Genomic DNA, 24,917 nt, shown 5'->3' with positions numbered 1-24,917 from the left:
ACCACGATGGCGAACCCCCAACTGCCCCACGAGAAGGGCTTCCACATCAGCTGGGACCAGATCCACCGCGACAGCCGCGCGCTGGCCTGGCGCCTCGACGGGCGCGGCCCCATGGAGGACGGCGCGTGGAAGGCCATCGTCGCCATCACCCGCGGCGGCATGGCGCCTGCCATGATCATCGCGCGCGAGCTCGGCGTCCGCCTCGTGGATACCATCTCGATCAAGAGCTACGACCACCAGTCGCAGGGCGAGGCCCAGGTCCTTTCGCGCCCCGACCCCGACATGATGGGCGAGGACGGCACCGGCGTCCTGATCATCGACGACCTCGTGGACACCGGCAAGACGCTCGAGGTCTGCCGCAGCCTCTACCCGAAGGCTCACTTCGCCACGGTCTACGCCAAGCCCAAGGGCGAGCCGCTGGTCGACACCTTCATCACCGGGGTCAGCCAGGACACCTGGATCTTCTTTCCGTGGGACATGGCGCTCCAGTACGTGGAGCCCTACCGCGGCAAGGACTGAGCGCCCCGTTCGGCGGGCGTTTCCTGCTCTGGATCGGTCCAAGGTAGGGGTGCCTTCCGGTATGCACGGGGGGGTGAGCGGGCTTCCCGGAAACGATCCAGTGGATCGTTTCGCCCGCGAACGCGCGAAGCACCGGAGAAGACAGCGCCCAAGTTGATGACAGTCGCGTATGCACAGGGGGTGTACGGGGGGTGCACGGGGGGCGCCCCCTGCATCAGCGCACCGAACGGTGCCGAAGCCGCAGCCTTATCCCGTCCCGCGCACGGACCGTCAGATGCGCCACGGGCACCGGAGGCGGCCCCACCGCTCCCACCTCGAACGCCCCGACGATGCGGGCGAGCAGCAGCACCCCCTCCGCCATCGCGAAGCCCGCCCCCGTGCAGACCCGCGGCCCGGCGCTGAACGGCATGTAGGCCCGCCGCGCGCTCTCCTTGGCTGCCTCGGTCCCCCAGCGGTCCGGATCGAAGGCGTCGGGCGCGTCCCACAGGCGCTCGTGACGATGCAGATGCCAAGGTGACAGAACCACTTGCGCGCCGATCTTCGCGTGGCGGCCCCGGAACGTCTCCGCCCGCGTCGTCTCGCGCACCATCATCGGCACCGGCGGATAGAGCCGCAGCGTCTCGCGGAACACGTCGCGCGTGAACGCCAGTTCGGAAAGCCTTGAGAACGCGAAACCTTCCCAGTCCCGCGCGCCCTCCGCCGCCACCCGTGCCTGCGCCTCCGGGTGGGTGGCGAGCAGGTAGAGCGCCCACGCCAGCGCCGAGGCCGACGTCTCGTGCCCGGCCAGGAAGAAGATCGCCACCTGGTCGATCATCTCCTCGCGCCCGAACCGGTGCCCCGTCTGCGGGTCGTCGTAAGTCATTATCTTCGTTGCCAGATCGTCGGGCGCCACGCCGTCCGCGATCTCCCCCATCCGCCGATCCACGAGCGCCGCGATCGCCCCCCGGATCGCTCGCGCCGCCTCGCGCGTCGCCCTCTTGTGGAACCGCGGCATCCACCGCGGCCAGGGCAGCAGCGCGGCCACGTTCAGCAGCGGCGACGTGCGCTGGTAAGCCCGGAACTCCCGGAACACCGCCGCCGCCAGCCGGTCCTCGATGGGCACCGAGAACAGGGTCCGGAAGATCACGTCCGCGGCCGCATGGCTCGCCTCCGCCTCGATCTCCACCTCGCCCTCCCGCAGCCTTGCCACGCAGGCCTCCGCGGCCTCCAGCATGGCCGGGAACGCCTCGCGCAGGCGCCCCTTGCCAAAGGCCGGGTCGATGATCCGCCGCTGGCGCTTCCACTCCTCGCCGTTGGTCGTGAACACCGACCGACCGAGCAGCGGCGCCAGCCCCTCGCGCACCTTGTCCGACTTCGGAAAGTCGTCGGGCCGCTCCTTCAGCACGAGGTCGAGCAGCGCCGGATCGTTGGCCATGAACGAGTGGAAGAACGGCGTGCGGAACTCGGCCATCCACGCGCGGTAGAGGCGCGCGGGCTGGGCCCCGAGGATGTCCTCGCGGAACAGCCGCCCATAACGCAGGAGGCCCACCCGCTCGGGACGAGGCGCGGGCTTGGGCGGGATCACGCGGCCTGCGAGGTGTAGCGGTTGGCCGGCAAGGTCAGGCGCGAGGGGCTGTGGCTCCGCCCCGCAAAGCGCTCCGCCAGCCGCTCGGGCCCCGCGGTGATGCGGAAGTAGTCGTAGTCCGAGGGCGTGCCCGGCAGCGCGTCGAAGGCGCAGAGGTACTGGAAATGGAGGCGGAAGTAGCGCCGGCGCAGCGCGGCCCAGGTCTCGGGGCGTAGCGTCTGGGTGAAAGCGGCCGAGATCACCAGCGGCCAGCGGTGCCCCTCGGGGGCGACGCCCGACACGGCCACGGGATCGCACAGCGCGAAGGCGCAGCCGTCGCCGGGCGCGGTGACGTCGACCCACGGCACGACGTCCTGAGCGCCCATCACGTGAAGGTCGCGTCGCAACCTGTTGGCGTCGGGAAGAAAGCTGACCATGGGCACCACGTGCCCGAGCGACAGGAACGACACCCGCCCCGCCGGCAGCCCGGCCCGCACGAGGTCCGCCAGGATCGACACGCCCAGATGCGCGCCCGAGGAGTGGCCGACGACGAGTACCTCGTCCCACCCGGCGGTCGCCGCCTCGGCGATCCCCGCGCCGAACGCATCCATCCGCCGCTCCAGCTCCGGCGGGTTCGCCCCGCGCCAGCGCGCCGAGAAGGCGTAGTCGTGCATCAGGTAGTAGGCGAAGACCTTGTTGTCGTGCCGCTTGAACGTCCGCAGCACCGCCCACGCGGCCAGCAGCCCCGCACCGAGGCCGGCGGCCCGCGCGGTCCAGTAGCCGTCGAAGAGGCCGTAGCCGAACACGAACCGCTCCAGCGCCCACACCCCGAGCGCCGCCACGCCCGCGCCGACGGCCACGGCGACGATCGCCTGCAGGATCAGGAAGATCACCGGGTAAAGCGCTGCGATGACTGGACCTTTGCGCAGCCGCATGAGCCGGAACAGCGCGCCCGAAGCAATGTAGGTCCAGGCGGTACGGGCCAGTTGCGCGTAGGTCGCGGGGATCGAGGCGTCCATGCTGCCCGACACGATGTCGGACCAGACGAGCACCTCCATCTCGGTGTGCACCTCCGCCCCGTCGATCTCGGCCTCCACGTTCCACGAATACGGCCCCGCGCCCTTCGTCTGCGCGATCCGGTAGCCCGACAGCGCCGCCTGCGCGGCCCCTTCCTTGCGGTAGAGCTCGCGGTAGCGGCGCGGGTGGAACGGGTCGTAGCCCGGGATGTAGAACACCTTGCGGCGCTGGACGGGACGGGCTTGGACTGTCATGGCGCCGCGATCATGCCCGAGCGGTGCGGCGATATTAAGGACCGATATGAACGCGCAGGACGTGGACCTCGAAGTGGACGCCCTCGGGCTGCTCTGCCCCCTGCCCGTCCTGCGCCTGCGCAAGCGGATGGAGGGCGCGGCGCCGGGCGCCGTGGTCCGGCTGCTCGCGGACGATCCGGCCGCGCACGTGGACGTGCCGCACTTCTGCGCCGAGGCGGGTCACGGGTTCCTCGGGGCGGAGGGGACGACGTTTTTGGTACGGAAACGCGGGGGTTAGGAGCAGACGCCCCGGACTCGATCCGGGGCGTCTGGTTAGCGATGGCGCTGCAGGTTCGGAGCGCAGCACCCGTTAGCAGCAGAGGCCCTAGCTCGAGGCCGGGGCGTGTATCGCTAGCTGAGCCGGCTCACTCCGCCGCGTGGGCCATCTCGGGGCCGCCGGCGCGGATCGTCGCGAGCAGCACCTCGCGGCGCTTCTCGGCCTTGGCCGCGTTCGCCTGCTTCACCGGGCCGAAGCCGCGGATCGTCAAAGGCAACTCCGCCAGCGCCACGACGGCGTCGCGGGTGCGGTCCGAGACGAGGGGAAGCACCTCGGCCATGTCGCGCTCGTACTGCGCGATCAGGGCACGCTCCATGCGGCGCTCCCCGGTGCGGCCGAACGGGTCGACCGGGGTACCCCGCAAGACCTTGAGCCGGGCCAGCAGCGGGAAGCCGCGGCGGATCCACTCGCCGAAGGCCCGCTTGGCGGGGCGCCCGTCGGGCCCCTCCTTCGCGATCACAGGGGGCGCGAGGTGGTGGGTGAGCTTCAGGTCGCCGTCGAAGGCCGCCTCGACCTTGGCGCGGGTGGACTGCAGGAGGCGCGCGACCTCGTACTCGTCCTTGTAGGCCAGCAGCTTGTGGTAGCCGAGCGCCACCGCCTCGCGCAGCCGCCCGTCGGGCGCCTTCGCCACTAGATCGGTGTAGCGCCGGGCGTAGGCAGCGTTCTGGTAGTCGGTGAGGTGCCGCTCGCGGAAGGCGATGCGCTGCTCCAGCGTCTTCGGCATCTCCACCACTGCATCGCCGGCGAGCAGCTTGGCCGCGCGCTCCGGGTGGACCATGGCCCACCGGCCCAGCTCGAACGCTTCCTGGTTCTTGGCGACCGCGGCGCCGTTCAGCTCGACGGCCCGGAGGATCGCCTCGCGCGACAGGGGCACCACTCCTTGCTGCCAGGCGGCCCCGAGGATCGCCATGTTCGAGAAGATCGAGTCGCCCAGCACCTTTTCGGCCAGTCGCGACGCGTCGAACATGTGCAGCCGGTCGCGCAGGCGCGCCTCGAGCGACAGGCGAAGGCGGTCGGCGGGCAGCTTGAAGTCGGGGTTGCCGGTGAAGTCGCCGGTGACGATCTCGTGGGCGTTGACCACGGCGCCCGTGCGCCCCGTGGAGGTGAGGCCCAGCGTCTTGCGGCCCGCCGAGACCACGAGGTCGCCGCCGATCAGCGCGTCGGCCTCGCCGGTGGCCACCCGGATCGCGTTGATGTGCTCGGGCTTCTCGGCCAGGCGCAGGTGAAGTTGGACCGCTCCGCCCTTCTGGGCGAGGCCGGCCATCTCCATGAGGCCTGCCGCCTTGCCGTCGAGGTAGGCGGCCATGGCCGACACGGCGCCGATGGTCACGACGCCCGTGCCGCCGACGCCGGTGACGACCACGTTCCAGGTGCCGTCGATGGCGGGCAGCGCGGGCTCGGGCAGGCCGCCCGTGTCCACGTCCGCGAGTGCGACCTGCTTCTTCTTCGCGCCCTCCACGGACACGAACGAGGGGCAGAAGCCCTGCACGCAGCTGTAGTCCTTGTTGCAGGTGGACTGGTCCACGGCGCGCTTGGTGCCCAGCTCGGTGTCGACGGGGACCAGCGAGACGCAGTTGGACTGCACACCGCAGTCGCCGCATCCCTCGCACACGTCGGTGTCGATGAAGATGCGGCGGTCCGGGTCGGGGAACAGGCCGCGCTTGCGGCGGCGGCGCTTCTCGGCGGCGCAGGTCTGGATGTAGAGGATCGCCGACACGCCCTCGACCTGCTGCATCCGCTCCTGCACGGCGGGCATCTCGGCGCGCTCGTGCCACGTCAGGCCCGACGGGAAGAGCGTGCGGTCCACGTCCTCCTTCTCGTCGTAGACGACGGCCACTTCCTTGACGCCCATCGCCTTGAGTTCGTGCGCGATCTGCTGGGGCTGGAGGTCACCCTCGTTGTGCTGGCCGCCGGTCATGGCGACGGCGTCGTTGTAGAGGATCTTGTAGGTGATGTTGGTGCCGGCGGCGAGCGCGGCGCGGATCGCCAGGCTGCCGGAGTGGTTGTAGGTGCCCTCGCCGAGGTTCTGGAAGACGTGGCGACGCGTCGAGAACAGCGACTCGCCGATCCAGTTGACGCCTTCGGCGCCCATGTGGGTGTAGCCCTCGGTGTTCCGGTTCATCCACAGCGCCATGACGTGGCAGCCGATGCCGGCGCCGGCACGGGCGCCTTCGGGTACCTTGGTCGACGTGTTGTGCGGGCAGCCCGAGCAGAACCACGCGGTGCGGCCCGCGATTTCCTCGGCATTGTCGGCGCGGCGGGCCTCGCGCGTGCGGCGCAGGCCCTCCTCCATGCGGTCGGTGCTCATGCCCTCGCGGCCCAAGAGCTCGCCCAGCTTCACGGCGATGTCGGTGGGGTCGAGCGCGTAGTGCTGCGGGAACATGATCTCCCCGCGCTCGTCGTGGTAGCCGAGCACCCGGCGGCCGTGGCGGTCGTCGAAGATGGCCTCCTTGACCTGCACCTCGATCAGCTTGCGCTTCTCCTCGACCACCACGATGGTCTCGAGCCCCTCCGCCCACTCGTGCATGGACTCCATGTCCATGGGCCAGATCTGGGCGACCTTGTAAGTGGTGATGCCGAGGCGCTCGCAGGTCTCGTCGTCCAGCCCGAGCAGGTGCATGGCGTGGACGAGGTCGAGCCAGTTCTTGCCGTGGGACACGAGGCCGATCTTGGCGCCCGGCTTGCCGTGCATCCGCTTGTCCATGCGGTTGGCGCGGGCGAAGGCCTCGGCGGCCCACCGCTTGTGCTCCAAGAGGCGCTCCTCCTGGGGAATCCAGTGGTCGTTCAAGCGGATGTTGAGGCCGCCCTCGGGGATCTCGAAGTCGGCGGGCTCCACGAAGTCCATGCGGCCCGGGCGGCCGTCGACCACGGAGGTGACCTCGATGGTGTCCTTCATGGTCTTCAAGCCGACCCAGAGACCCGAATAGCGCGACAGGGCGTAGCCGTACTGGCCGAAATCGAGGATCTCCTGCACGCCCGCGGGGGACAGCACGGGCATGTGCACGTCGATCAGCGCCCAGTCGGACTGGTGGCAGGTGGTGGAGGACTCGCCGGTGTGGTCGTCGCCCATGGCCATGAGCACGCCGCCGTGGCGCGAGGTGCCGGCCATGTTGGCGTGGCGCATGGCGTCGCCCGAGCGGTCCACGCCGGGGCCCTTGCCGTACCACAGACCGAACACGCCGTCGTAGCGCCCCTCGCCCCGTAGCTCCGCCTGCTGCGCGCCCCAGTGCATGGTGACGCCGAGATCCTCGTTCAGCGCGGGGCGGAACTGGATGTCGTTCTCGGTCAGCAGCTTCTCGGACTTCGCCATGGTCAGGTCGACGGCGCCGAGGGGCGATCCGCGGTAGCCCGCCACCAGCCCGGCCGTGTTCAGCCCGGCGCGGCGGTCGCGCTCCTTCTGCATCAGCACGAGGCGCACGAGCGCCTGCGTGCCGTTGAGCAGCACGGTGTCCTTCCCGAGGTCGTAGCGATCGCCCAATGTCACGTCATGACGCATGGTTTCTTCCTCCCTGAACCGATAGTAGGTCAACCTTCCTGACCTTTGAAGCACCTTTCCGTTCACGTTTTGCGGCTAAGCGCCTATGCAGGCGGGACTCGGATCGCGGGAACGCCGAAGCGGCGCGTCCGGGCCGGAGGGAGGGACGACGTCATGGACTGGGACAAGCTGCGCATCTTCCATGCGGTGGCTGACAAGGGATCGCTCACCCATGCGGGCGAGGTGCTGCACCTGTCGCAGTCGGCGGTCTCGCGCCAGATCCGCGCCCTCGAGGACACGCTGAACGTCACGCTGTTCCACCGCCACGCGCGCGGCCTGATCCTGACGGAGCAGGGCGAGCTGCTGTTCGACGCCACGCAGTCCATGAACAAACGGCTCGACGCGGCCACCGCGCGCATCCGCGACAGCGAGGAGGAGGTGTTCGGCGACCTGCGGGTCACGACCACCATCGGCTTCGGCTCGATCTGGCTCGCGCCGCGCCTGCCCAAGCTCTACGCCAAGTACCCCGAGCTGAAGCTCGACCTCATGCTCGAGGAGCGGGTACTCGACCTGCCCATGCGCGAGGCGGACGTGGCCATCCGCATGAAGGAGCCGAGCCAGGCCGACCTGGTGCGAAAGCGGCTAATGGACATCCGCATGCAGCTCTTCGCAACGTCCGACTACCTCAAGGCGGCGGGCACCCCGCGGGGGCCGCAGGACCTCTCGCTGCACCGGCTGATCTGCCAGAACATCGGCGCCACCCAAGTCTCCGCTGGCGCCGCGCTGGTGCGCGAGCTGATGACCTACGAGATCCCGCGTCTGCTCACGGTGAACAACTACTTCGGCGTGCTTCAGGGCGTGCTGTCGGGCCTCGGAATCGGGGTGCTGCCCGACTACCTGCAGCAGGACTTTCCGGACCTCGTGCAGGTGCTGCCGGGGATCGAGTCGAACGAGGTGCCGGTATTCCTGGCCTTCCCCGAGGAGCTTCGCGGCTCGCGCCGGATCGAGGCGTTCCGGGACTTCGTGGTGGAGGAGGTGGTGGCCTACCGGCGGGCGCGGCGCGACGCCTAAGACACAGGCAAGCATGCGCACCCATGCATGTGCCGCATGGCGGCATTGCACCGAACGGTTCAGTTCTGCGCTTGCCGGAGCGGCCCCGCGCCCCTAATTTCGTCGGTGAAGCGGGCTTCGGCCCTCTTCACCTCCCTGTTGGACTCGGCCGGACCTCGCGTCCGGCCATTTTTCTTTCCGCTCCCGTCAGGTCGCCGGCTCCCCCGCCTCCGCTTCCGCCGCCGCCCGGATGCGGGCCACCATGGCGCGCACTCCGTTGGAGCGCTGCGACGACAGGTGATCGGCCAGCCCCAGCCGCGCCAGTTCCGCCGGCGCGTCCACCGCGGCCACGTGGCCCGCGGGCAGCCCCGCGTAGAGGGCGTGCAGCACCGCGATCAGGCCCCGCACGATCATGGCGTCGGACTCGCCCGCGAAGTCGAACCGGGCGTCCGCGCCCGTGCCATCCCAGCGGGGGTGGAGCCAGACCTGGCTCGCACAGCCCTCCACCTTCGTGGCGGGCACCTTCAGCGCTTCGTCGAGCGGCGGAAAGGCGCGGCCCATCTCGATCACATGGCGGTAGCGGTCCTCCCACTCGTCGAGGAACTCGAACGTCTCCACCAGGTCTTCGAAGGCCGGTTGCGCCATGGGTCTCCTTCCGCTCGCTGCGCCCGAGGTAGGGTGCGCGCGCGGCGAGGTCCAGCCCCCCGAGCGCGCAGGCTCGCTTTCCAAGGGGAACGCGATGGGCTAATGCGCGATCCGGCAGCACCGGGAGGGGTCATGCGCGTCATTTCAGCAATCGCCGCGGCGCTCGCGCTCGGGGCCTGCGCGTCTGGCGGCCCTGGCGGTGGCGGCATCGGCTCGAACATCGGCTGGCTGGGCGGCGACCGCTCGGTGCCGATCGCGGCGGGCGCGCCGCGGGCGAACCTCGCGGCGGAGATCGTGGGGCTCGACGCCGCGCCCACGCCGGGCGGGCTGATCGTCAGCGCCATCGCGCTGCCTCCGACCCAGGGCTACTACGACGCGCGCCTGGTGCGCCTGCCCTCGCCGGACGCCTCGACCTACCTGATGGAGTTCCAGCTTTCGGGCCCGCCCGGACCGCGGCCCGCGGGCACGCCCGCCTCGCGCGAGGTGCTGGGCGGCACGTTCCTGACGCCCGGCGACCTGCAGGGCATCACGCAGATCGCGGTGCAGGGCACGGCGAACCGGAGGGTCATCCGGCGACAGTAGCCCCGCGTCAGGCCTCCAGCTCGACGATCCGGACCGCGGATCCCTGCGCGGCGAGGGCGATGCGCCCCTCGCACAGGCGCAGCGCGTCGCGTCCGAACACCTCGGCCCGCCAGCCCCGGTTCCAGTCGCCGTCGCGCGCGCCCGCGGCGATGTCGTCGAGATCGGCGGCGTTGGCGATCAGCTTCTGCGCCACGCCCGCGCCCTCGGCCTTGGCCTTCAGCAGGACGCGCAGGAGGTCCGCGAGCGCCTGGTCGATCTGGTCGCGCGCCTTCGAGGCGGGCAGCTCCGGCAACGCCTCCTTCGGCACCTCGGAGCCGGTGCGCACGGCCTCGACGATGCCGTCCGCGATCGCACCCTTGCGGGCCTCGCGCAGCAGCAGGCGCGCCTTGCCCAGCTCGGCGTGGTCCTTGGGCCGCAGCGAGACCAGCTCCAGCAGCGCGTCGTCCTTGAAGATGCGCGAGCGCGGCACGTTGGTCTGCTGGGCATGCTCCTCGCGGAACGCGGCCAGCTCGCGCGCGACGGCCACGAACCGCGGGTTCGGATTGCGCATCTTCAGGCGGCGCCAGGCCTCGCGGGGCTCCGTCTCGTAGGTGGAGGGGTCGCGCAGCACGGCCATCTCCTCCTCGACCCACGGCGTGCGGCCCGACTGCTTCAACTGCCTAGCCAGCGCCTCGTAGATCACCCGCAGGTGTGTGACGTCCGCCAGAGCGTAGCGCTTCTGGGCGTCCGAGAGCGGGCGGCGCGACCAGTCCGTGAAGCGGCTCGACTTGTCGATCTGCGCCTTCGCCACCTTGCGGGCCAGCGTCTCGTAGCCGACCTGCTCGCCGAAGCCGCAGACCATCGCGGCGACCTGGGTGTCAAAGAGCGGCGCGGGAATCACCCCGCCCTCGCACCAGAAGATCTCCAGATCCTGGCGCGCGGCATGGAACACCTTGGTCACGCGCTCGTCGCGCAGCAGGTCGTAGAGCGGCGCGAGGTCGAGGCCGTCCACCAGCGGGTCCACCAGAACCGCGTCGACCTCCTCGCCGTCGCCCGGGAAGGCGAGCTGCACAAGGCAGAGTTTGGCGTAGTAGGTCCGCTCGCGCAGGAACTCGGTGTCGACCGTCACGTAGGGCGCAGTGGCGGCACGCTCGCAGAACTCGGCCAGAGCGGCGGTGTCGGTGAGCGTGATGATCTCTTGGGCGGAAATGGCGGGTCCCTCCGGTTGCGCGCCCCTTGCTAGCCCGGCGCCGGGGCGGGGAAAAGACCGTGCCTCAGAGGAGGAGCGGCTCGCGCTTCCCCTCGCAGACGCGGCGCAGCACCGCGGGGTAGAGGCGGTGCTCGGCCCGCAGGACGCGCGCGGCGAGGGTGGCGGGGGTGTCGTCCGCCTCCACCGGCACACGGGCCTGCCCGAGGATCGGTCCGGCGTCGAGCTCCGGCACCACCTCGTGGACGGTGCAGCCCGCCTCGCGGTCGCCGGCGGCGAGGGCGCGGGCGTGGGTGTCGAGGCCGCGGTACTTCGGCAGGAGCGAGGGGTGGATGTTGAGCATCGGCCAGCGCGCGACGAAGCCGGGCGTGAGGATCCGCATGAACCCGGCGAGGGCCACGAGGTCGGGGGCATGCTCTTCGATCCGCGCGCCGAGCTCCGCTTCGAACGCCTCGCGGGTGGGGTGGGCGCGGTGGTCCACGGCGGCGGTGGCAACACCGAGCGCCTCGGCGCGGGCGAGGCCTCCGGCGGCGGGATCGTTCGACGCCACGAGCACGGGGCGCGCGGGATGGTCGCCCTGCATCGACTCGATCAGTCGCACCATGTTGGAGCCCCCGCCCGAGACGAGGATCGCCACCCTCACCGGAGGGCGTTCCGGTAGCGGACCCCCTCGCCCGCCACGACCGTTCCGATCCGCTCCGGACGCTCGCCGGCCGCGGAGAGCGCGGCGCGCACGGCGTCCACCCGATCCGGCGCGACCGCGAGGATCATGCCGATGCCGCAGTTGAAGGCGCGCAGCATCTCGGCTTCCTCGACCCCGCCCGCGGCGCAGAGCCAGCCGAACACGGGATCGGGCGTCCAGGCGCCCAGGTCGACCTCGGCGCCGAGGCCGGCGGGCAGGACGCGGGGCAGGTTCTCGGTGATGCCGCCGCCCGTCACGTGGGCGAGCGCGTGCACGCCGCCCGCGCGGATCGCGTCCAGCGCGGCGCGCACGTAGAGCCGGGTCGGCCGCAGGAGCGCCTCGCCCAGCGTGCCGTCGGTGAAGGGGGCGGGGTCCGACCAAGCGAGCCCTGCCCGTTCGGCCACGCGGCGCACGAGGCTGAAGCCGTTGGAATGGACGCCGTCGGACATGAGGCCGAGCAGCACGTCGCCCTCGGCCACGCCCGCGGGCAGCACGGCGCCGCGCTCCACGGCCCCCACCGCGAAGCCGGCGAGGTCGAAGTCGCCGCGGGCGTACATGCCGGGCATCTCGGCGGTCTCCCCGCCGATCAGCGCGCAGCCAGCCCCGGCGCAGGCGCCCGCGATGCCCTCCACCACGCGCGCCGCCGTGTCGGTGTCCAGCGCGCCGGTGGCAAAGTAATCGAGGAAGAACAGCGGCTCGGCGCCTTGGCACACGAGGTCGTTCACGCACATCGCCACGAGGTCCTGCCCCACGCCGTCCACGGCCCCCGTGTCGATGGCGACGCGCAGCTTGGTGCCCACGCCGTCGGTGGCGGCCACGAGCACCGGATCGGCGTATCCGGCGGCGCGGGGGTCGAACAGGGCGCCGAAGCCACCCAGCCCCGCCATCGTGCCGGCGCGCTCGGTGCGCTTCGCGGCGGGCTTGATCCGCTCCACGAGCGCGTTGCCCGCCTCGATGTCCACGCCTGCCGCGCGGTAGGTCAGTCCATCGGTCACTCTCGCCTCCTCGCGCCCCGCCGTGGGCGGGGGGCTAGCGTGGCGGCGGCGCGGCGTCTAGCGCGCGCCGCGCAGCTGGCTCGAGGCTCCGTAGGTCACGAACAGGCGATTCACCCCGACGAGCGCGGCCCCGAAGATCGCGACCGAGCCCGTCAGCGCGACCACGGTCGTGCCCGTCGCCGGCACCGCGGCGCCGTAGGCCGTGGCGATCACGAGCCAGACGCCGAGGTTCACCAGCAGCACCGCGCCCGCGGCGCGCAGGGCGAAGCGCCAGGCGGCGGACGACGAGGGCACGGAGCCGTGGCGCGCGGCCCACCGCTGACCGGCGAGAAGCGCTGCGACGATGGGGGCGACAATGCTGGTCGCGGCGCCGGGCATCTGCACGCCCACGAGCGCGTCGAGCGCCCAGAGCGCGACGGCGATGCCGGCGGCGATCGCCACGTAAGCGACGCCGTAGAACGCGACGGACGGCTCCTCGGCGTCCGCGTCGTCGTGGAGGTGATCTGAAGGGGAGAGCGTATGGGAGTGGGGCACTTGACCGACGGGGTCCCTCTGGTATCGCCTCGGCCTCGGAGGGCCTGTAGCTCAACGGTTAGAGCAGAGCGCTCATAACGCTTTGGTTGCAGGTTCGAATCCTGCCGGGCCTACCATGCCGACACGGGTTTGCACGTCCCCCCTCCCCCACGGGACCGGCGGATGGCCGCCCTTCGCCCGGAACTGTCGCGCGCGAGACACGAATCCCCGTCGGGAGCGGCGGAACACTGCCGATTAGCGGGGGAGGACGACCTCGGCTTTCAGCCCACCCAAGGGAGAATCGCCCAGGCGGAGCGTGCCGCCGTGGGCGCGGGCGATGTCGCGCACGATGGCGAGGCCGAGGCCGACGTTGCCCTCGGTGCTGCCCCGTGCCGCGTCGAGGCGCGAGAAGGGCCGCATGGCCGCGTCGCGGTCGCCGTCCGGGATGCCGGGGCCGTCGTCCTCCACGGCGACGATCGCGGCTGCGGCGCCGGCCGACACCTCCACGCGCACCCGTCGGCCGTAGCGCAAAGCGTTGCCCACGAGGTTGGCGACCGCCCGCCGCAGCCCCTCGGGCAGCACCGGCATCACCACGCCTTCGGGACCGCTTACCGGCACCTCCGCCTCGGGCGCCGCCAAGGACACCGCCTCGCGCACCAGCGCGGTGAGGTCGTGCGGCGCCAGCGCGTCCGTGGCCCCGGCGCGGGCGAAGTCGAGGAAGGTGTCGATGATCCGCTCCATGGCCCGCACGTCGCCTGCCAGGGCCTCTGCCTCGGGCCCATCCATCATGCCCAGCTCCAGCTTCATGCGCGTGAGCGGCGTGCGCAGGTCGTGGCTGACCCCCGATAGCAGGAGCGTGCGCTGCTCGATGTGCCGCTCGATGCGCGCGCGCATGGCGAGGAACGCGGTGCCGGCCTGCCGCACCTCGGTGGAGCCGGAGGACCAGAAGTCCGCATGCTGCCCGCGCCCGAAGGCCTCGGCCGCCGCGGCGAGGCGGCGGATGGGGCGGATCTGTCCGCGCATGAACAGGACCGAGATCGCGGTCGCCACCAGCGCCACGGCGACCATCCACACGATCAGCTGGTGCGGGTTCGGCGCCGACACCGCGTCGCGCGGAAAGGCGAGCCCCGTGCCGTCCGCGAAGCCCAACCGGACCTCCTTGCGCGCCGCCACCGTATCCACTGCGGCGAGGTCGGGCAGCGCCTCGGCGAGGCGCGCGCGCATGACGCGCCCGCCGAGGTCCCAGATGCGGATGCGCGTCGCATCGGGGGCCTCGGCCTCGAAGATTCCCAACAGCGCGGCCAGTTCGGGGTGGGTGCGGACCAAAGCGACCTGTCGGGCCATCGTAGCGGTCATCGACGCGGTGACGTCCTCGACGTGGCGCTGTAGGAACAGCACGGCGACGGCGAGCTGGATCGTCAGCACCGGAACGATCAGGATCAGCGCCGCGCGGGCGTAGAAGCTGCGGGGCAGCCACCGGCGCGACTGCGCGCGGGTCTGGGGGGAGAACGCCATGGACGGGTCCTACGGCGCCGCGGAGCAGCTTGGAAGCACGGTGGTGCGCGTGCTGGCGCCCAACCCCTCGCCCATGACCCATCGCGGCACCTGCACCTACGTGCTGGGCGAGGGCGCGGGCCGTGCGGTGATCGACCCCGGACCGCCCGACGCGGCGCACATGGAGGCCGTGCTCGGCGCCTGCAGCGGGGCCCGGGTCGAGGCGATCCTCGTCACCCATGCCCATCTCGACCACTCGCCCGGCGCCGCTCTCCTCGCCGCGCGCACCGGCGCCCCGGTGCTGGGCTGGCGGTTCGACCGGGGCCGGTCGGAGACCATGCAGGCGCTCGCGGGGATCGGCGGGGGCGAGGGCGTGGACCGCGCCTTCGCCCCTGACCGCGAGCCGGCGGACGGGGAGCGGATCGAGGGCGACGGATGGGCAGTGCGCGCCCACTGGACCCCGGGCCACATGGCCAGCCACCTGAGCTTCGAGACCCCGGACGGCGACGTGCTGTCGGGCGACGTGGCGATGGGCTGGGCTTCCACGATGATCTCGCCGCCCGACGGCGACGTCGCGCAGTTCCTCGGCAGCATGGACCGGTTGGCGGCGCTGGGGGCGCGCCGCTTCCTGCCCGGACACGGGGAGCCGGTCGAGGCGCCGGCGGAGCGGTGCCGGGACCTGCGGGCGCACCGTCTCGCGCGCGAGGCGGCGATCCTCGCGGCGCTGGACGGGGGCACCACGATCCCGGACCTGGTCGCGCGGGTCTATGTGGACACGCCCCCCGCCCTCCATCCGGCGGCAGCACGCAACGTGCTCGCGCACCTGATCCGGCTGGCGGAGACGGGCGCCGCGACCGCCGATCGGCTCGCCCCCGACGGGCGGTTCCGGCGGGCGTGAAAAACCGCGCCCGCCCCCTTGCGCGGCCCGGAGGCCCCGGCTAAGTCCGCCCCCGGTGTTCCGGCGTAGCTCAGCGGTAGAGCAGTTGACTGTTAATCAATTGGTCGTAGGTTCGATCCCTACCGCCGGAGCCAAATCCCCCTTCCACACGTAGCGTGCGCCTAGTCAGGGGCCGGCGGCTCCGTGGTCTCGACGATCCAGTCCACCACCGCGCGCTGGGCTTCGCGCTCGTCCGCGCCCCGTTCGGTCGCCTCAGTGAAGATGCGGCGCTGGGCGTCGGCCGAGGTGCCCCGGGCGGCGATGTCGCGGCAGCGCTCGACTTCCCGGACGCATCCCGCGGCTTCGGCGTGGGGGCGCACCAGCTCCACGAGCTCGTCGACGAGCCCGGCGAAGGGCCGGGCCTCGCGGCGGCCCCAGTCGGCCATCTCGCAGTTCACGCCGGAGCGCATGGCCCGCCATTTGTTCTCGGCGAGCAGCAGGGTGCGGAAGCGGCGCCGACCCTCGTTGCGGCCCCGCAGGGCGCGCAGGTAGCCCACGATCGACTGGAACAGCGCCGCCACGCTCAGCGCGTCCTCCACGTCCGTGCACACGTCGCAGACGCGCATCTCCACGGTGGGGTGGCGGATCGAGGGGCGGATGTCCCACCAGATCTTGGAGGGGTCGTCGAGCATTCCCGTCGCGGCGAGATCCTCCACGAGGTCGGTCCAGTCGCTCCACCGCTCCAGGGGCTCGGGAAAGCCCGAACGCGGCAGGTCGCCGATGATCACGGGGCGGAACGCGCGCAGGCCGGTGTCGCGTCCCTCCCAGAAGGGCGAGGAGGCGCTGAGGGCCAGGAGGTGCGGCAGGAAGTAGGCGGCACCGTTCATCACCGCGATGCGCTCGTCCCGGTCCTTGATGCCCGCATGGACGTGCATCCCGCAGATCGCCATCCGCCGGACCAGGGCGCGGTGCTCGTGCGCGAGGATGCGGTAGCGCTCCATGTCGGTGCGCTCCTGGTCCGCCCAGCGTGACCAGGGATGAGTGGACGCGGCCATGAGGCGCATGCCATGGGCGCGGGCCGCTCCGGCCACCGTGCGGCGCAGGTGGACTAGCTCGGCCCGCGCCTCGTCGATCGTGGCGCAGACCCCGGTGCCGATCTCGACCTGCGCCTGGAGGAACTCGTGGGTGACCTTCTTGCCCAAGGCGTCCCGGCAGTCCTCCATGAACCCGTCCGGCGGACTGGCGGCGAGGGCGCCGGTGCCGGCGTCGACGAGGAGGTACTCCTCCTCGATGCCGATGGTGACCGGCGTCACTGGCACAGGCGGAAGCCACCCTGCCGCTCGACGATGTCGAAGTGCAGGTGATCGGCATGGGCCTCGTCGGTGCGCGGACCGAGCACGGTCGTGAACTCGAGGCAGCCCGAGGCGCGCACCGCATCCTGGAACGCCTCGGCCATGGTGCCGTCGCGCTCGCGCGGCTGCACCGCGACCGGATCGCCGTCGGCGAAGCGGAAGCCCATGATGTCGATCGCGTTGCCGAACGAATGCTCCGAAGGCTTGCCGTCGGGGGCGTTGTTGCGGCGGCGGCAGACGTAGGTCGAGCCGTGGTCGATCGCCGTGATCGCGCCGCGTCCCAGCCGTTCGGCGGCCGGCTCCGCGAAGTCGCGGGTCCACTCGGCCAGCGCCAGCGCGGCGGGGCAGCGCAAGGGGGCGGGCGGCGAGAAGGCGACGCCGGGGCGGACTGCCTCAAGCTGCACGGGGCGCAAGATGCCGCAGTCGGGATCGCCCTCCTCGATGATCGGCTCGGCTTCGGCGAACACCGCGCCCAGCGCGTCCAGCGCGGCGAGGCAGGCGGCATGATCGGCGTCTCCGAGCGCCAGAGCGTCGCGCACCCCCGCGCCCGCGGGACGCACCGCGTCGGGCGCGCCTTCGGGTTCGGGCACGACGGCGGGCGCAGAGGTCCCGGCGCCGACGTTTGCCGGTCGCTCCTCCGGTGCGGGCGAGGTCTCGATGGGGTTTTCCGCAGGATCGGCGGCGGTGCCCCCGTTGGTGAGGTCGGTCTCCTGCGCCCCGGCCGGCAAGGCCGCGGCGAGCAGGAGCGCGAGCGCGGCCGCTCTCATTCCATGAACTCGACCGTTGTGCCCACCTTCACGAGCTGCGCCAGCTCGCCCGCGTCCCAGTTCGTCAGGCGCACGCAGCCGTGACTCGCCGCCTCGAACAGCGAGGCCGGCTCGGCGGTGCCGTGCAGCCCGTAGGTCGGCTTGCTGAGGTCGATCCACATTGAGCCCACGGGGCCGTTCGGGCCGGGCGGCACGATGAGCACCTCGTCGTTGTCGCCTTGCGTGAAGTTCTCGTCGGGATCGTAGGTGTAGTTCGGGTCGGGCGCGATCGCGACCACCTCCACGGTGCCCGAAGGCGACGGCGTCTGCGCGGAACCCACCGTAACGGGGTAGTTCGCGATCATGTTGCCGTCGGCATCGAAGGCGGCGAGCCGCTGCACGTCCTTGCGGACCTCGATTCGCGCCACCTCGCCCTCCGCGGCGAGGTCGTCGCCCGGGGCCGCGACGAGGATCGTCTCGCCGGGCGCGAAGTCCGTGCCTTCGTTCAGGGCGACGAGGGTGTCCTCGTCCATGTGGAAGCGCTCGGCCAGCTTCTCGGAGACGCGCACATATCCCTGACTCTCCATTTTCGCCTTCTCGGCGTAGTCCTCGGGGATCGCGTCGACGAGGCCGGAAGCGTCCTCCTCGGTGATCGTGTAGTCCTGAAGCACCGCACCCGCCGAGGGGCCGCCGAGGGCCTCCCAGACTTCGGGGTCGAGCTGACCGTCGGGCTCCAGCCCTTCGCGTCGTTCGAAGGCCTCGATGGCGCTGACGGTCATGCCGCCGCCCCAGCCGTCGATCACGCCGGGGCTGACGCCGGCGCGGTCGAGCAGCACCTGCACGGTGAAGGCGAGGCCGGTCTGCTCCTCTGACAGCGCGCCGCCGTCGTATGAGGCCGAGCGGATCTCGTCGGGGGTAAGGGCGAGCGCGGGGGCGGTGGTGGCAAGGAGGATCGCGGTGGCGGTGCGGAGCATGGAGACCTCGGGTTGAGCGGTGGGGCGTCGATCCAACGCCCCTCCCCCCGGATCGTTGCACGGCTTGCGGAAGCCCCGCGCCGGAGCTAGACCGCGTCCGTCGGCGTGCGGGTATGGTGAAAAGGTATCACGAAAGCTTCCCAAGCTTCAGTTACGGGTTCGATTCCCGTTACCCGCTCCGACCCGTTCCCCCCATACGCAGAAGGCGACGCCTTGCGGCACCGCCCCCCGGCCGCAGCCTTCGCGGCGGCTACATCTGCTCCTTCTGCGCGCCGGACTTGGGCCGCGCCTTGCCGAGGTCGGGCACCTGCCCCATCGGCTCCGCTTTGTCCTTCGCGGTGTAGGTCCCGCGCCCGTCCATGGCCTTGCCGCCGTTGGTCCACACTCCCTGAGGCGTCTCCTCGTCGATCGAGGTGTTCAGGAAGTAATAGGAGTGCTCCATCGCCTCGTGGCTCTCGGGCGTGGAGTTCGGCACGGGCATGCAGGCCTCGATGCCGCCGAGGTCCTCGATCACGGCGAGCCACTGCTGCTGGTGCATGGTGTCGCGGGCGATCAGGAAGCTGAGCATGTCCTTCATGCCCTTGTCGTCGGTCATATTGTAGAGGCGCGAGGCCAGCACCCGGCCGCCGGACTCCGCGGTGGCGTTCGCCAGCATGTCGGCGCCGATGTTGCCGGTGGCGTAGACGTGGCTCATGTCGAAGGGAACGCCGTTGGCGTTCACCGGCATGGCCGAGAGGCCCGAGGACAGAACGTGGCGCGGGTTCATGCCGCCCATGATCGCGCCTACCACGGGGTCCGTGGCCGCCGCCTCCTGCGCGTCGAGCGGCGCGTTCTGGAGGTTCAGGGCCACCGCATGGCCGAGGAACTCGATGTGGCTCAACTCCTCGGTGGCGGTCATCATCAGCATGTCGCGGTACTTCGAGTCGCCGCGCGCGCCCATGGCCTGGAACATGTACTGCATGGCCACGCGGATCTCGCCCTCGACGCCGCCGATCGCCTGCTGGAGGTACTTGGCGAAGACCGGATCGGGATTGTCCACGCGGACTTCGTACTGCAGCTTGCCGGAATGGTAGAACATCGCATCGCCCTCGGTTGGTCTGACCGGGACGAAATGCACGCGGCCCCGCGCGGGTTGCGAGAACGGATCGAAATTTATTACCTTGTCAGAGTCTTACCGGGAACTAGCGCTGCTGCGCCCCCTACCCGTCGCCAAGCTCCGCGCCTGCGGCGTGCCCGAGCCCATCACCTTCGGACAGGCCGACCGGGTGCGGTTCCGCGAGCTGGACGTGCTCGATCACGTCAACAACGCCGTCTATCTCGGCTGGTTCGAGACCCTGCGCATAGCCTACCTGCGCGCCTACGGGATCGGCGACTACGAGCCGGACGGCGAGCGCCCCGCCCTGGTCCTCCGCTCGGTGTCCGTGGACTACCACAGACCGCTGCATCTGGAGGACGTGTACATCGTGACCGGGCGCACGGTGGCGTACCGGCGCACGTCGTGGACCATGGAGTACCGGGTGTACTCCGGGGGCCACCACTGCACGACCGGACACGCGGTGATCTGCCTGATGGCCCCCGACCATGCGACGCGGATGCCGCTGCCCGAAGCCTACGTGGCGACGTTCCGGGACCGCGACGGGGCCGAGCGGGAGGGGTAGACGTCCCCTCCCCGGCGGCCGGCGCCTAGTCGGCGCCGCGCCACGCGCGAAGCTGCGCGAGCAGGGTGCGGGTGCTGGCGTCCTTCGCAGAGGCGTCCTTGCCCTCGATCATGGGGGCCAGAGCTCCGGCCAGCTCCTTGCCTAGCTCCACGCCCCACTGGTCGAAGCTGTTGATCCCCAGCATCGCGCCTTCGACGAACACCCGGTGCTCGTAGAGCGCCACGACGGCGCCGAGCGTGAACGGGTCCATCCGCTCGTAGATCAGCATCGTGGAAGGGCGGTTGCCGGCGAAGACGCGGTGCGCAGCCTGCCGCTCCAGTTCCTCGCCCTCGAACTGGCCCGCGACCTTGCCGCGCGCCTCGTCGAGATCGCGGCCCCGCAGCAGCGCCTCGGACTGGGCGAGGCAGTTGGCGATCAAGAGGCGGTGGTGGTGGTCCAGCTCCGGCTCGTGACCCTTCGCGGCGACCATGAACTCGCAAGGCACCGGCGTCAGGCCCTGGTGGATGAGCTGGTAGAAGGCATGCTGCCCGTTGGTGCCCGGCTCGCCCCAGACCACGGGACCGGCGGGGCCTTCCAGGGCCTTGCCGTCCATCGTCACGCCCTTGCCGTTCGACTCCATCTCGAGCTGCTGCAGGTAGGCCGGCAGGCGGGCGAGGCGGTCGTCGTAGGGCAGCACGGCGCGGGTCGGGTAACCGCAAACCTGATGGTGCCAGATGCCCACGAGGGCCAGCAGCACCGGCATGTTGTGCTCGAGGGGCGCCTCGCGGAAGTGCTCGTCCATGGCGCGGGCGCCGGCGAGGAAGCGGTCGAACTGATCGGGACCGATGGCGAGCATCAGCGAGAGGCCGATCGGCCCCCACATGCTGTAGCGCCCGCCGACCCAGTCCTCGAAGCCGAACACCTGTGAGGGGTCGATGCCCCAGTCGGCCGTCTTGTCGGCCGCCGACGATAGGGCAGCGAACTGGGCCGCGGGGTCGTCCACCGAGGCGGCCATCAAGTCCCACGCGGTGCGGGCGTTGGTCATGGTCTCCTGGGTGGTGAAGGTCTTGGATGCGACGACGACGAGGGTGGTGGCCGGATCCAGCCCCTTGCGCGTCTCCGCCCAGTCGGCGCCGTCGACGTTGCTCACGAAGTGGCAGCGCGGCCCGTCGTGGAACGGCGCGAGCGCCTGCGCCGCCATGGCCGGCCCGAGGTCGGAGCCGCCGATGCCGATGTTGACCACGTCGGTGATCCGGCCCCCCTGCCCCATGAAGCGGCCCGAGCGCACGTCCTCCGCGAAGCCGCGCATTCGCGCGAGCGTCTCGCGCACGGGCGGCATCACGTCGGCGCCGTCGACCTCGACCGAGGCATCGTCGCCCGCGCGCAGCGCGGTGTGCAGCACGGCGCGGCCCTCGGTCTCGTTGATGCGCGCGCCGCCGAACATGGCGTCGCGCCGCTCCGGCACGCCGGCGGCCATGGCCAGCAGCGTGTCGAGCGCGCCGTCGTCGATCGCAGTCTTGGAGAAGTCGAAGTGGAGCCCCGCGGCCCGCGCCGTGAACCGCGCGAGGCGCGCGTCCGTCAGCAGGTCAGCGATGCGGGCACCCGCGTGGTTGCGCTTCAACGACGCGACCCCGTTCCAGAACTCCATGGCTTTCTCCTTCTCCAGCGGGGCTTCAGGGGGCCCAGTGCACCGTGGCGCCGCGCAGGAAGGCGGCTGCGGGGGCGTCCATCGGGTCCGAGGTGCGCGCCACGTCGAGCGCGCTGCGCTTGGCTTCGCCCATCACGAGGAAATGGGTGTCCAACGCGCCGGCCAGCACCGGCGCGGTCAGCGTGACCCGCGCCTCGGCCTTGCCGGGCGGGCGCGCGGCCATCAGCACCGGCGCGTCGTCGGCCATCGCGGCGGCGAGGTCGGCGGAGCCGGGGAACAGGCTCGCGGTGTGCATGTCCTCGCCCATGCCGAGCAGCAGCACCGAGATCGGCAGCCGCCCCTCGAAGCCGGGCAGGAGCGCAGGGATGCCCGCCTCGGGGTCGGGCGCGTCCACGTGCATCGGCACCCAGCGGGCCTTGGCGGCGAGATCGGTCAGCAGCGTGGCCTTCACCATCGCGGTGTTCGACAGCGGATCGCTCTCGGGCACCCAGCGCTCGTCGTTGAGGAACACGTCCACGCGGTCCCAGTCGAGGCGGGTGCCCGACAGTAGAGCGAACACCTCGCGCGGCGAGGAGCCGCCGGGCACGCAGAAGCTGGCGCGGTCGTGGGTGGAGAGGGCGCCGCGCAGCGACGAGGCCAGCGCGTCGGCCAGCCCCATGCCCAGCATCTCGCGGTCGGCGTACTCGATCAGCTCCACGGCTCAGTCCTCCAGCGAGCGCCAGGAGCGCCCGTCGCGGTGCATCAGCTTCATCGCCTCGTCGGGGCCGGTGGACCCTTGCGCGTACTGGAACGGCTTGTCGCCCTTCTCCTCCCAGCGCTCGATGATGGGGTCGGTCCAGGCCCAAGCCGCCTCCACCTCGTCGCCGCGCATGAACAGCGTCTGATTGCCGCGGATCACGTCCATGATCAGGCGCTCGTAGGCGTCGGGGATGTCCGAGCCGGTCGGCCCCAGCGCGTCGGCAAAGGTCATGTCGAGCGGCACCGTGGTCAGGCGCATGCCGCCCGGCCCCGGCTCCTTGATGGTCACGGCGAGGTCGATGCCCTCGTCGGGCTGGAGGCGGATCACCAGCGAGTTCGGCTCCTGGCCCTCCTCGCGGTCGAAGATCGAGTGGGGCGTGTGTTTGAACACCACCGCGATCTCCGAGAGCTGGCGCGACATGCGCTTGCCGGTGCGCAGGTAGAACGGGGTGTGCTTCCAGCGCCAGTTCGAGATGCCGACCTTCAGGGCGACGAAGCTCTCGGTGGTCGAATCGGCGTTCTCGGCGTCCTCGGGGTAGGACGGGTTCTCGCCGTTCGCCTTGTACTGCCCGCGCACCACGTCCTTCGCGGAGACGGGGTCAAGCGCGCGGATCACCTTCAGCTTCTCGTCGCGCAGGCGGTCCGGGTCGAAGTGGGCCGGCGGCTCCATCGCGGTGAGGCACAGGAGCTGCATGAGGTGGTTCTGCACCATGTCGCGCATGGCACCCGACGTGTCGTAGTAGCTGCCGCGCCCGGCCACGCCCATCGGCTCGGCCACGGTGATCTGCACATGGTCGATGTAGCGCTCGTTCCACAGCGGTTCGAACAGCACGTTCGCGAAGCGCACCGCCATGAGGTTCTGCACCGTCTCCTTCCCAAGGAAGTGGTCGATGCGGTAGATCTGATGTTCCTCGAAGGCGCATTCGAGGTCGTGGTTCAGCTTGCGCGCGGTCTCGAGATCGACGCCGAAGGGCTTCTCCACCACGAGGCGCGAGTCGTCGCAGGCGATGCCGTGGGCGCGCAGCTTCTCGGCGAGCGAGCCGAACAGCGAAGGCGCGACCGAGAAGTAGAACGCCTTGACGACATCGTCGCGGACCAGCTCCTTCAGCCGGTCCCAGCCGCCGTCGCCCTTGGCGTCCACGGCCACATAGGAGCACTGCCCGCAGAACCGGTCGATGGTCTCCGCGTCTCGCTTGCCTTCGGAGACGAACGCGTTGAGCGCGTCGCGCACAAGCTTGCGGAACTCGTCGTCGGACAACTCCGAGCGTGCGGCGCCGATCAGGCGCGCCTCGGCGGGCATCTGTCCCGCCAGGAAGCGGCGGTAGAGCGAGGGAATGATCTTGCGGGCGGCCAGGTCGCCGGTCGCGCCGAACAGCACGAGGTCGAAGGGGTCCACGGGGATCGTTCGGGATACCATGGCATCTCCAGTTCCGGGCCGGCTGGCCCTGCCGTTAGCGCTATCAGGCGCCGTGTAGCGGGCGCCCCCCGTGGTGTCTAGCACCCGCTACCCGAGGGGCAACCGACCCCGCCGGATGCGACACCTGCCCGCCGCCCACCGCAGCGGCGACGCCCGTGGTACGGGGGAACGACGTCGGCAGGCCGCGCATGACCCGCACGGCGAGGAAGCCGAAGGCCTGCGCTTCCAGCATGTCGCCGTCGAGTCCCACCGCCTCGACCGGCTCCACCGCACAGGGCACCGCGCCCGCGAGCGCGGCCATGATCGCCGGGTTGCGGCGCCCGCCACCTGTCACGAGCAGCCGTTCCGGCGTGGCGGGGCAATGCTCCAGCCCCCGCGCCACGGAGGCGGCGACGACGGCCACCCAGGTGGCGGCGGCGTGCGACGGGGGCAGCGCGTCGATCGGCGCGCCCGCGCGGCGGAAGGCATCGCGGTCCAGCGACTTCGGGGGGGCGCGGCGGAAGAACGGGTCTTCGAGCACGGCTTTCACCAGCGCGGCGTGCGCCTCGCCCTCGCGCGCAAGCTGCCCGTCGCGGTCGAAGGGCTCCCCCAGCCAGTCCATGCACAGGTCGTCGATGGGTGCGTTCGCGGGGCCGGTGTCGAAGGCCAGCATGGCGGCGCCAGGGTCGGGTTCCGCGGGATCGACCCAGGTGAGGTTGCCGACGCCGCCGAGGTTCAGGAAGGCGACCGGACGGCGGGCCGAGACGTGGCGGGCGCAGGCGTGGTGGAACACGGGCGCGAGGGGCGCGCCCTCGCCGCCCAGCCGCACGTCGGCGGTTCGGAAGTCCCAGACCACGGGCACGCCAAGCACCTCGGCCAGCACCGCGCCGTCGCCGGCCTGATGGGTGCGCCGACGCTCCGGCGCGTGGGCGAGGGTCTGGCCGTGGAAGCCCACGGCATCGGGGGTCTCGAAGCGCGTGAGCAGCCGGGCGTGCGCGGACTCGACCACCTCGGCGGCCTCGGCCACGCCCGCCTCGCCGGGCCAACAGCCGAGGGCCGCGCGCAGCACCTCTCGCTCCGCGGGCGCGTAGGGGCGGAAGTCCGAGGCGCCGAACGCGGCGATCCGCTCGCCGTCGGTCACGATCTCGGCGGCATCCACCCCGTCGAGCGAGGTTCCCGACATGGTGCCGAGGGCGCGGATCGGTTGCATGGCTTCTCCGGCGACGCGAGGGAACCGAGGCCCCTCCCCCCACGTTCCATAGGGAACCACACCGCCGC

23 protein-coding genes and 3 tRNA genes are annotated in these 24,917 nt (G+C 71.4%); 9 read left to right on the top strand and 17 right to left on the bottom strand.

The window, feature by feature from the left end; genetic code table 11:
* Positions 1-6: 6 nt before the first annotated feature.
* A complete protein-coding gene (gene gpt / locus K3554_RS10625; RefSeq protein WP_259940037.1) occupies positions 7-519 on the top strand; it encodes a xanthine phosphoribosyltransferase in 513 nt (170 codons plus the stop codon).
* Positions 520-733: 214 nt separating this feature from the next.
* Here gpt and K3554_RS10620 read toward each other — a convergent pair whose 3' ends face one another.
* Positions 734-2,083 (bottom strand): cytochrome P450, encoded by a 1,350-nt coding sequence (locus K3554_RS10620; protein WP_259940034.1) that lies wholly within the window; start codon positions 2,081-2,083, stop codon positions 734-736.
* Positions 2,080-3,333 carry a hypothetical protein gene (locus K3554_RS10615; RefSeq protein WP_259940031.1) on the bottom strand — a complete coding sequence of 418 codons (1,254 nt, stop codon included), beginning with the start codon at positions 3,331-3,333 and terminating at the stop codon, positions 2,080-2,082. Before K3554_RS10615 ends, K3554_RS10620 begins: the two co-directional genes overlap by 4 nt.
* A 46-nt stretch (positions 3,334-3,379) precedes the next feature.
* Here K3554_RS10615 and K3554_RS10610 point away from each other — a divergent pair, with 46 nt between their 5' ends.
* Complete coding sequence (locus tag K3554_RS10610) at positions 3,380-3,610, top strand: sulfurtransferase TusA family protein (protein ID WP_259940029.1); 231 nt, start codon at positions 3,380-3,382, stop codon at positions 3,608-3,610.
* 127 nt (positions 3,611-3,737) lie between these two features.
* Here the strand turns inward: K3554_RS10610 and K3554_RS10605 are convergent, their stop codons facing one another.
* Entirely contained in the window at positions 3,738-7,145 is a 3,408-nt protein-coding gene (locus K3554_RS10605) for an indolepyruvate ferredoxin oxidoreductase family protein (RefSeq protein ID WP_259940027.1), read from the bottom strand.
* Between the two features lie 153 nt (positions 7,146-7,298).
* Here K3554_RS10605 and K3554_RS10600 point away from each other — a divergent pair, with 153 nt between their 5' ends.
* Entirely contained in the window at positions 7,299-8,195 is an 897-nt protein-coding gene (locus K3554_RS10600) for a LysR family transcriptional regulator (protein WP_259940025.1), read from the top strand.
* 186 nt (positions 8,196-8,381) lie between these two features.
* Here the strand turns inward: K3554_RS10600 and K3554_RS10595 are convergent, their stop codons facing one another.
* Positions 8,382-8,819 carry a SufE family protein gene (locus tag K3554_RS10595; RefSeq protein WP_259940023.1) on the bottom strand — a complete coding sequence of 146 codons (438 nt, stop codon included), beginning with the start codon at positions 8,817-8,819 and terminating at the stop codon, positions 8,382-8,384.
* A gap of 132 nt (positions 8,820-8,951) precedes the next feature.
* On the opposite strand from K3554_RS10595, the gene K3554_RS10590 reads away from it, so the two are divergent.
* Positions 8,952-9,401, top strand: coding sequence for a hypothetical protein (locus tag K3554_RS10590; protein ID WP_259940021.1), 450 nt, complete (start codon positions 8,952-8,954; stop codon positions 9,399-9,401).
* 7 nt (positions 9,402-9,408) lie between these two features.
* On the opposite strand, the gene rnd is transcribed toward K3554_RS10590, so the two are convergent.
* From rnd to K3554_RS10570, 4 genes are all read right to left on the bottom strand, one after another.
* Positions 9,409-10,575, bottom strand: coding sequence for a ribonuclease D (rnd, locus tag K3554_RS10585; RefSeq protein WP_259945891.1), 1,167 nt, complete (start codon positions 10,573-10,575; stop codon positions 9,409-9,411).
* Between the two features lie 79 nt (positions 10,576-10,654).
* On the bottom strand, positions 10,655-11,191 hold the full coding sequence (purN, locus tag K3554_RS10580; protein WP_259945889.1) for a phosphoribosylglycinamide formyltransferase: 537 nt from the start codon (positions 11,189-11,191) through the stop codon (positions 10,655-10,657).
* A 35-nt stretch (positions 11,192-11,226) separates the two neighbouring features.
* Complete coding sequence (gene purM / locus K3554_RS10575) at positions 11,227-12,264, bottom strand: phosphoribosylformylglycinamidine cyclo-ligase (RefSeq protein WP_259940019.1); 1,038 nt, start codon at positions 12,262-12,264, stop codon at positions 11,227-11,229.
* A 57-nt stretch (positions 12,265-12,321) separates the two neighbouring features.
* Complete coding sequence (locus K3554_RS10570) at positions 12,322-12,798, bottom strand: ABZJ_00895 family protein (protein WP_259940017.1); 477 nt, start codon at positions 12,796-12,798, stop codon at positions 12,322-12,324.
* A 40-nt stretch (positions 12,799-12,838) separates the two neighbouring features.
* On the opposite strand from K3554_RS10570, the gene K3554_RS10565 reads away from it, so the two are divergent.
* A tRNA-Ile gene (locus tag K3554_RS10565) sits at positions 12,839-12,914 on the top strand.
* Positions 12,915-13,032: 118 nt separating this feature from the next.
* On the opposite strand, the gene K3554_RS10560 is transcribed toward K3554_RS10565, so the two are convergent.
* Positions 13,033-14,292 (bottom strand): ATP-binding protein, encoded by a 1,260-nt coding sequence (locus tag K3554_RS10560; RefSeq protein WP_259940015.1) that lies wholly within the window; start codon positions 14,290-14,292, stop codon positions 13,033-13,035.
* Here K3554_RS10560 and K3554_RS10555 point away from each other — a divergent pair.
* Both K3554_RS10555 and K3554_RS10550 read left to right on the top strand, forming a co-directional pair.
* A complete protein-coding gene (locus tag K3554_RS10555; RefSeq protein WP_259940013.1) occupies positions 14,291-15,169 on the top strand; it encodes an MBL fold metallo-hydrolase in 879 nt (292 codons plus the stop codon). The genes K3554_RS10560 and K3554_RS10555 overlap by 2 nt on opposite strands.
* A 59-nt stretch (positions 15,170-15,228) precedes the next feature.
* Positions 15,229-15,303: transfer RNA gene (locus K3554_RS10550), tRNA-Asn, on the top strand.
* A gap of 27 nt (positions 15,304-15,330) precedes the next feature.
* Here the strand turns inward: K3554_RS10550 and K3554_RS10545 are convergent.
* Genes K3554_RS10545 through K3554_RS10535 form a run of 3 tightly spaced genes read right to left on the bottom strand, consistent with a single transcriptional unit; the run spans position 15,331 to position 18,220 of the window.
* Positions 15,331-16,461: a carboxylate-amine ligase gene (locus K3554_RS10545; protein WP_259940010.1), complete on the bottom strand. Its 1,131-nt coding sequence runs from the start codon at positions 16,459-16,461 to the stop codon at positions 15,331-15,333.
* Positions 16,458-17,267: an extensin family protein gene (locus K3554_RS10540; RefSeq protein WP_259940007.1), complete on the bottom strand. Its 810-nt coding sequence runs from the start codon at positions 17,265-17,267 to the stop codon at positions 16,458-16,460. Before K3554_RS10540 ends, K3554_RS10545 begins: the two co-directional genes overlap by 4 nt.
* Positions 17,264-18,220 (bottom strand): L,D-transpeptidase, encoded by a 957-nt coding sequence (locus tag K3554_RS10535; protein WP_259940005.1) that lies wholly within the window; start codon positions 18,218-18,220, stop codon positions 17,264-17,266. The genes K3554_RS10540 and K3554_RS10535 overlap by 4 nt, the downstream gene beginning before the upstream one ends.
* A gap of 107 nt (positions 18,221-18,327) precedes the next feature.
* Between K3554_RS10535 and K3554_RS10530 the strand changes: the two genes are divergently transcribed.
* Positions 18,328-18,398: transfer RNA gene (locus tag K3554_RS10530), tRNA-Gly, on the top strand.
* 72 nt (positions 18,399-18,470) lie between these two features.
* Here K3554_RS10530 and K3554_RS10525 read toward each other — a convergent pair.
* On the bottom strand, positions 18,471-19,298 hold the full coding sequence (locus tag K3554_RS10525) for a manganese catalase family protein (RefSeq protein ID WP_259940003.1): 828 nt from the start codon (positions 19,296-19,298) through the stop codon (positions 18,471-18,473).
* 82 nt (positions 19,299-19,380) lie between these two features.
* On the opposite strand from K3554_RS10525, the gene K3554_RS10520 reads away from it, so the two are divergent.
* Positions 19,381-19,878: a thioesterase family protein gene (locus K3554_RS10520; RefSeq protein ID WP_259940002.1), complete on the top strand. Its 498-nt coding sequence runs from the start codon at positions 19,381-19,383 to the stop codon at positions 19,876-19,878.
* A 25-nt stretch (positions 19,879-19,903) separates the two neighbouring features.
* Here K3554_RS10520 and pgi read toward each other — a convergent pair whose 3' ends face one another.
* From pgi to K3554_RS10500, 4 genes are read right to left on the bottom strand one after another with little or no spacing between them, the layout of a single operon-like run.
* Positions 19,904-21,505 (bottom strand): glucose-6-phosphate isomerase, encoded by a 1,602-nt coding sequence (pgi, locus tag K3554_RS10515; protein WP_259940001.1) that lies wholly within the window; start codon positions 21,503-21,505, stop codon positions 19,904-19,906.
* A 25-nt stretch (positions 21,506-21,530) separates the two neighbouring features.
* Positions 21,531-22,202, bottom strand: coding sequence for a 6-phosphogluconolactonase (gene pgl / locus K3554_RS10510; protein ID WP_259940000.1), 672 nt, complete (start codon positions 22,200-22,202; stop codon positions 21,531-21,533).
* Between the two features lie 3 nt (positions 22,203-22,205).
* Complete coding sequence (gene zwf, locus K3554_RS10505; protein ID WP_259939999.1) at positions 22,206-23,660, bottom strand: glucose-6-phosphate dehydrogenase; 1,455 nt, start codon at positions 23,658-23,660, stop codon at positions 22,206-22,208.
* Between the two features lie 43 nt (positions 23,661-23,703).
* Positions 23,704-24,849, bottom strand: coding sequence for an anhydro-N-acetylmuramic acid kinase (locus K3554_RS10500; RefSeq protein ID WP_259939997.1), 1,146 nt, complete (start codon positions 24,847-24,849; stop codon positions 23,704-23,706).
* Positions 24,850-24,917: the final 68 nt, after the last annotated feature.

The organism is Jannaschia sp. W003 (assembly GCF_025144335.1).
GTDB lineage: Bacteria > Pseudomonadota > Alphaproteobacteria > Rhodobacterales > Rhodobacteraceae > Jannaschia.
This window is presented reverse-complemented; position numbering and strand designations above follow the sequence as displayed.

What these genes read in the sequence shown, in the direction of transcription:
- gpt (WP_259940037.1), top strand. Translation starts at nt 7, where the DNA reads ATGGCGAACCCCCAACTGCCCCACGAGAAGGGCTTCCACATCAGCTGG.
- K3554_RS10615 (WP_259940031.1), bottom strand. Translation starts at nt 3,333, where the DNA reads ATGACAGTCCAAGCCCGTCCCGTCCAGCGCCGCAAGGTGTTCTACATC.
- K3554_RS10610 (WP_259940029.1), top strand. Translation starts at nt 3,380, where the DNA reads ATGAACGCGCAGGACGTGGACCTCGAAGTGGACGCCCTCGGGCTGCTC.
- K3554_RS10605 (WP_259940027.1), bottom strand. Translation starts at nt 7,145, where the DNA reads ATGCGTCATGACGTGACATTGGGCGATCGCTACGACCTCGGGAAGGAC.
- K3554_RS10600 (WP_259940025.1), top strand. Translation starts at nt 7,299, where the DNA reads ATGGACTGGGACAAGCTGCGCATCTTCCATGCGGTGGCTGACAAGGGA.
- K3554_RS10595 (WP_259940023.1), bottom strand. Translation starts at nt 8,819, where the DNA reads ATGGCGCAACCGGCCTTCGAAGACCTGGTGGAGACGTTCGAGTTCCTC.
- K3554_RS10590 (WP_259940021.1), top strand. Translation starts at nt 8,952, where the DNA reads ATGCGCGTCATTTCAGCAATCGCCGCGGCGCTCGCGCTCGGGGCCTGC.
- purN (WP_259945889.1), bottom strand. Translation starts at nt 11,191, where the DNA reads ATGGTGCGACTGATCGAGTCGATGCAGGGCGACCATCCCGCGCGCCCC.
- K3554_RS10555 (WP_259940013.1), top strand. Translation starts at nt 14,291, where the DNA reads ATGGACGGGTCCTACGGCGCCGCGGAGCAGCTTGGAAGCACGGTGGTG.
- K3554_RS10560 (WP_259940015.1), bottom strand. Translation starts at nt 14,292, where the DNA reads ATGGCGTTCTCCCCCCAGACCCGCGCGCAGTCGCGCCGGTGGCTGCCC.
- K3554_RS10540 (WP_259940007.1), bottom strand. Translation starts at nt 17,267, where the DNA reads ATGAGAGCGGCCGCGCTCGCGCTCCTGCTCGCCGCGGCCTTGCCGGCC.
- K3554_RS10535 (WP_259940005.1), bottom strand. Translation starts at nt 18,220, where the DNA reads ATGCTCCGCACCGCCACCGCGATCCTCCTTGCCACCACCGCCCCCGCG.
- K3554_RS10525 (WP_259940003.1), bottom strand. Translation starts at nt 19,298, where the DNA reads ATGTTCTACCATTCCGGCAAGCTGCAGTACGAAGTCCGCGTGGACAAT.
- pgi (WP_259940001.1), bottom strand. Translation starts at nt 21,505, where the DNA reads ATGGAGTTCTGGAACGGGGTCGCGTCGTTGAAGCGCAACCACGCGGGT.
- zwf (WP_259939999.1), bottom strand. Translation starts at nt 23,660, where the DNA reads ATGGTATCCCGAACGATCCCCGTGGACCCCTTCGACCTCGTGCTGTTC.
- K3554_RS10500 (WP_259939997.1), bottom strand. Translation starts at nt 24,849, where the DNA reads ATGCAACCGATCCGCGCCCTCGGCACCATGTCGGGAACCTCGCTCGAC.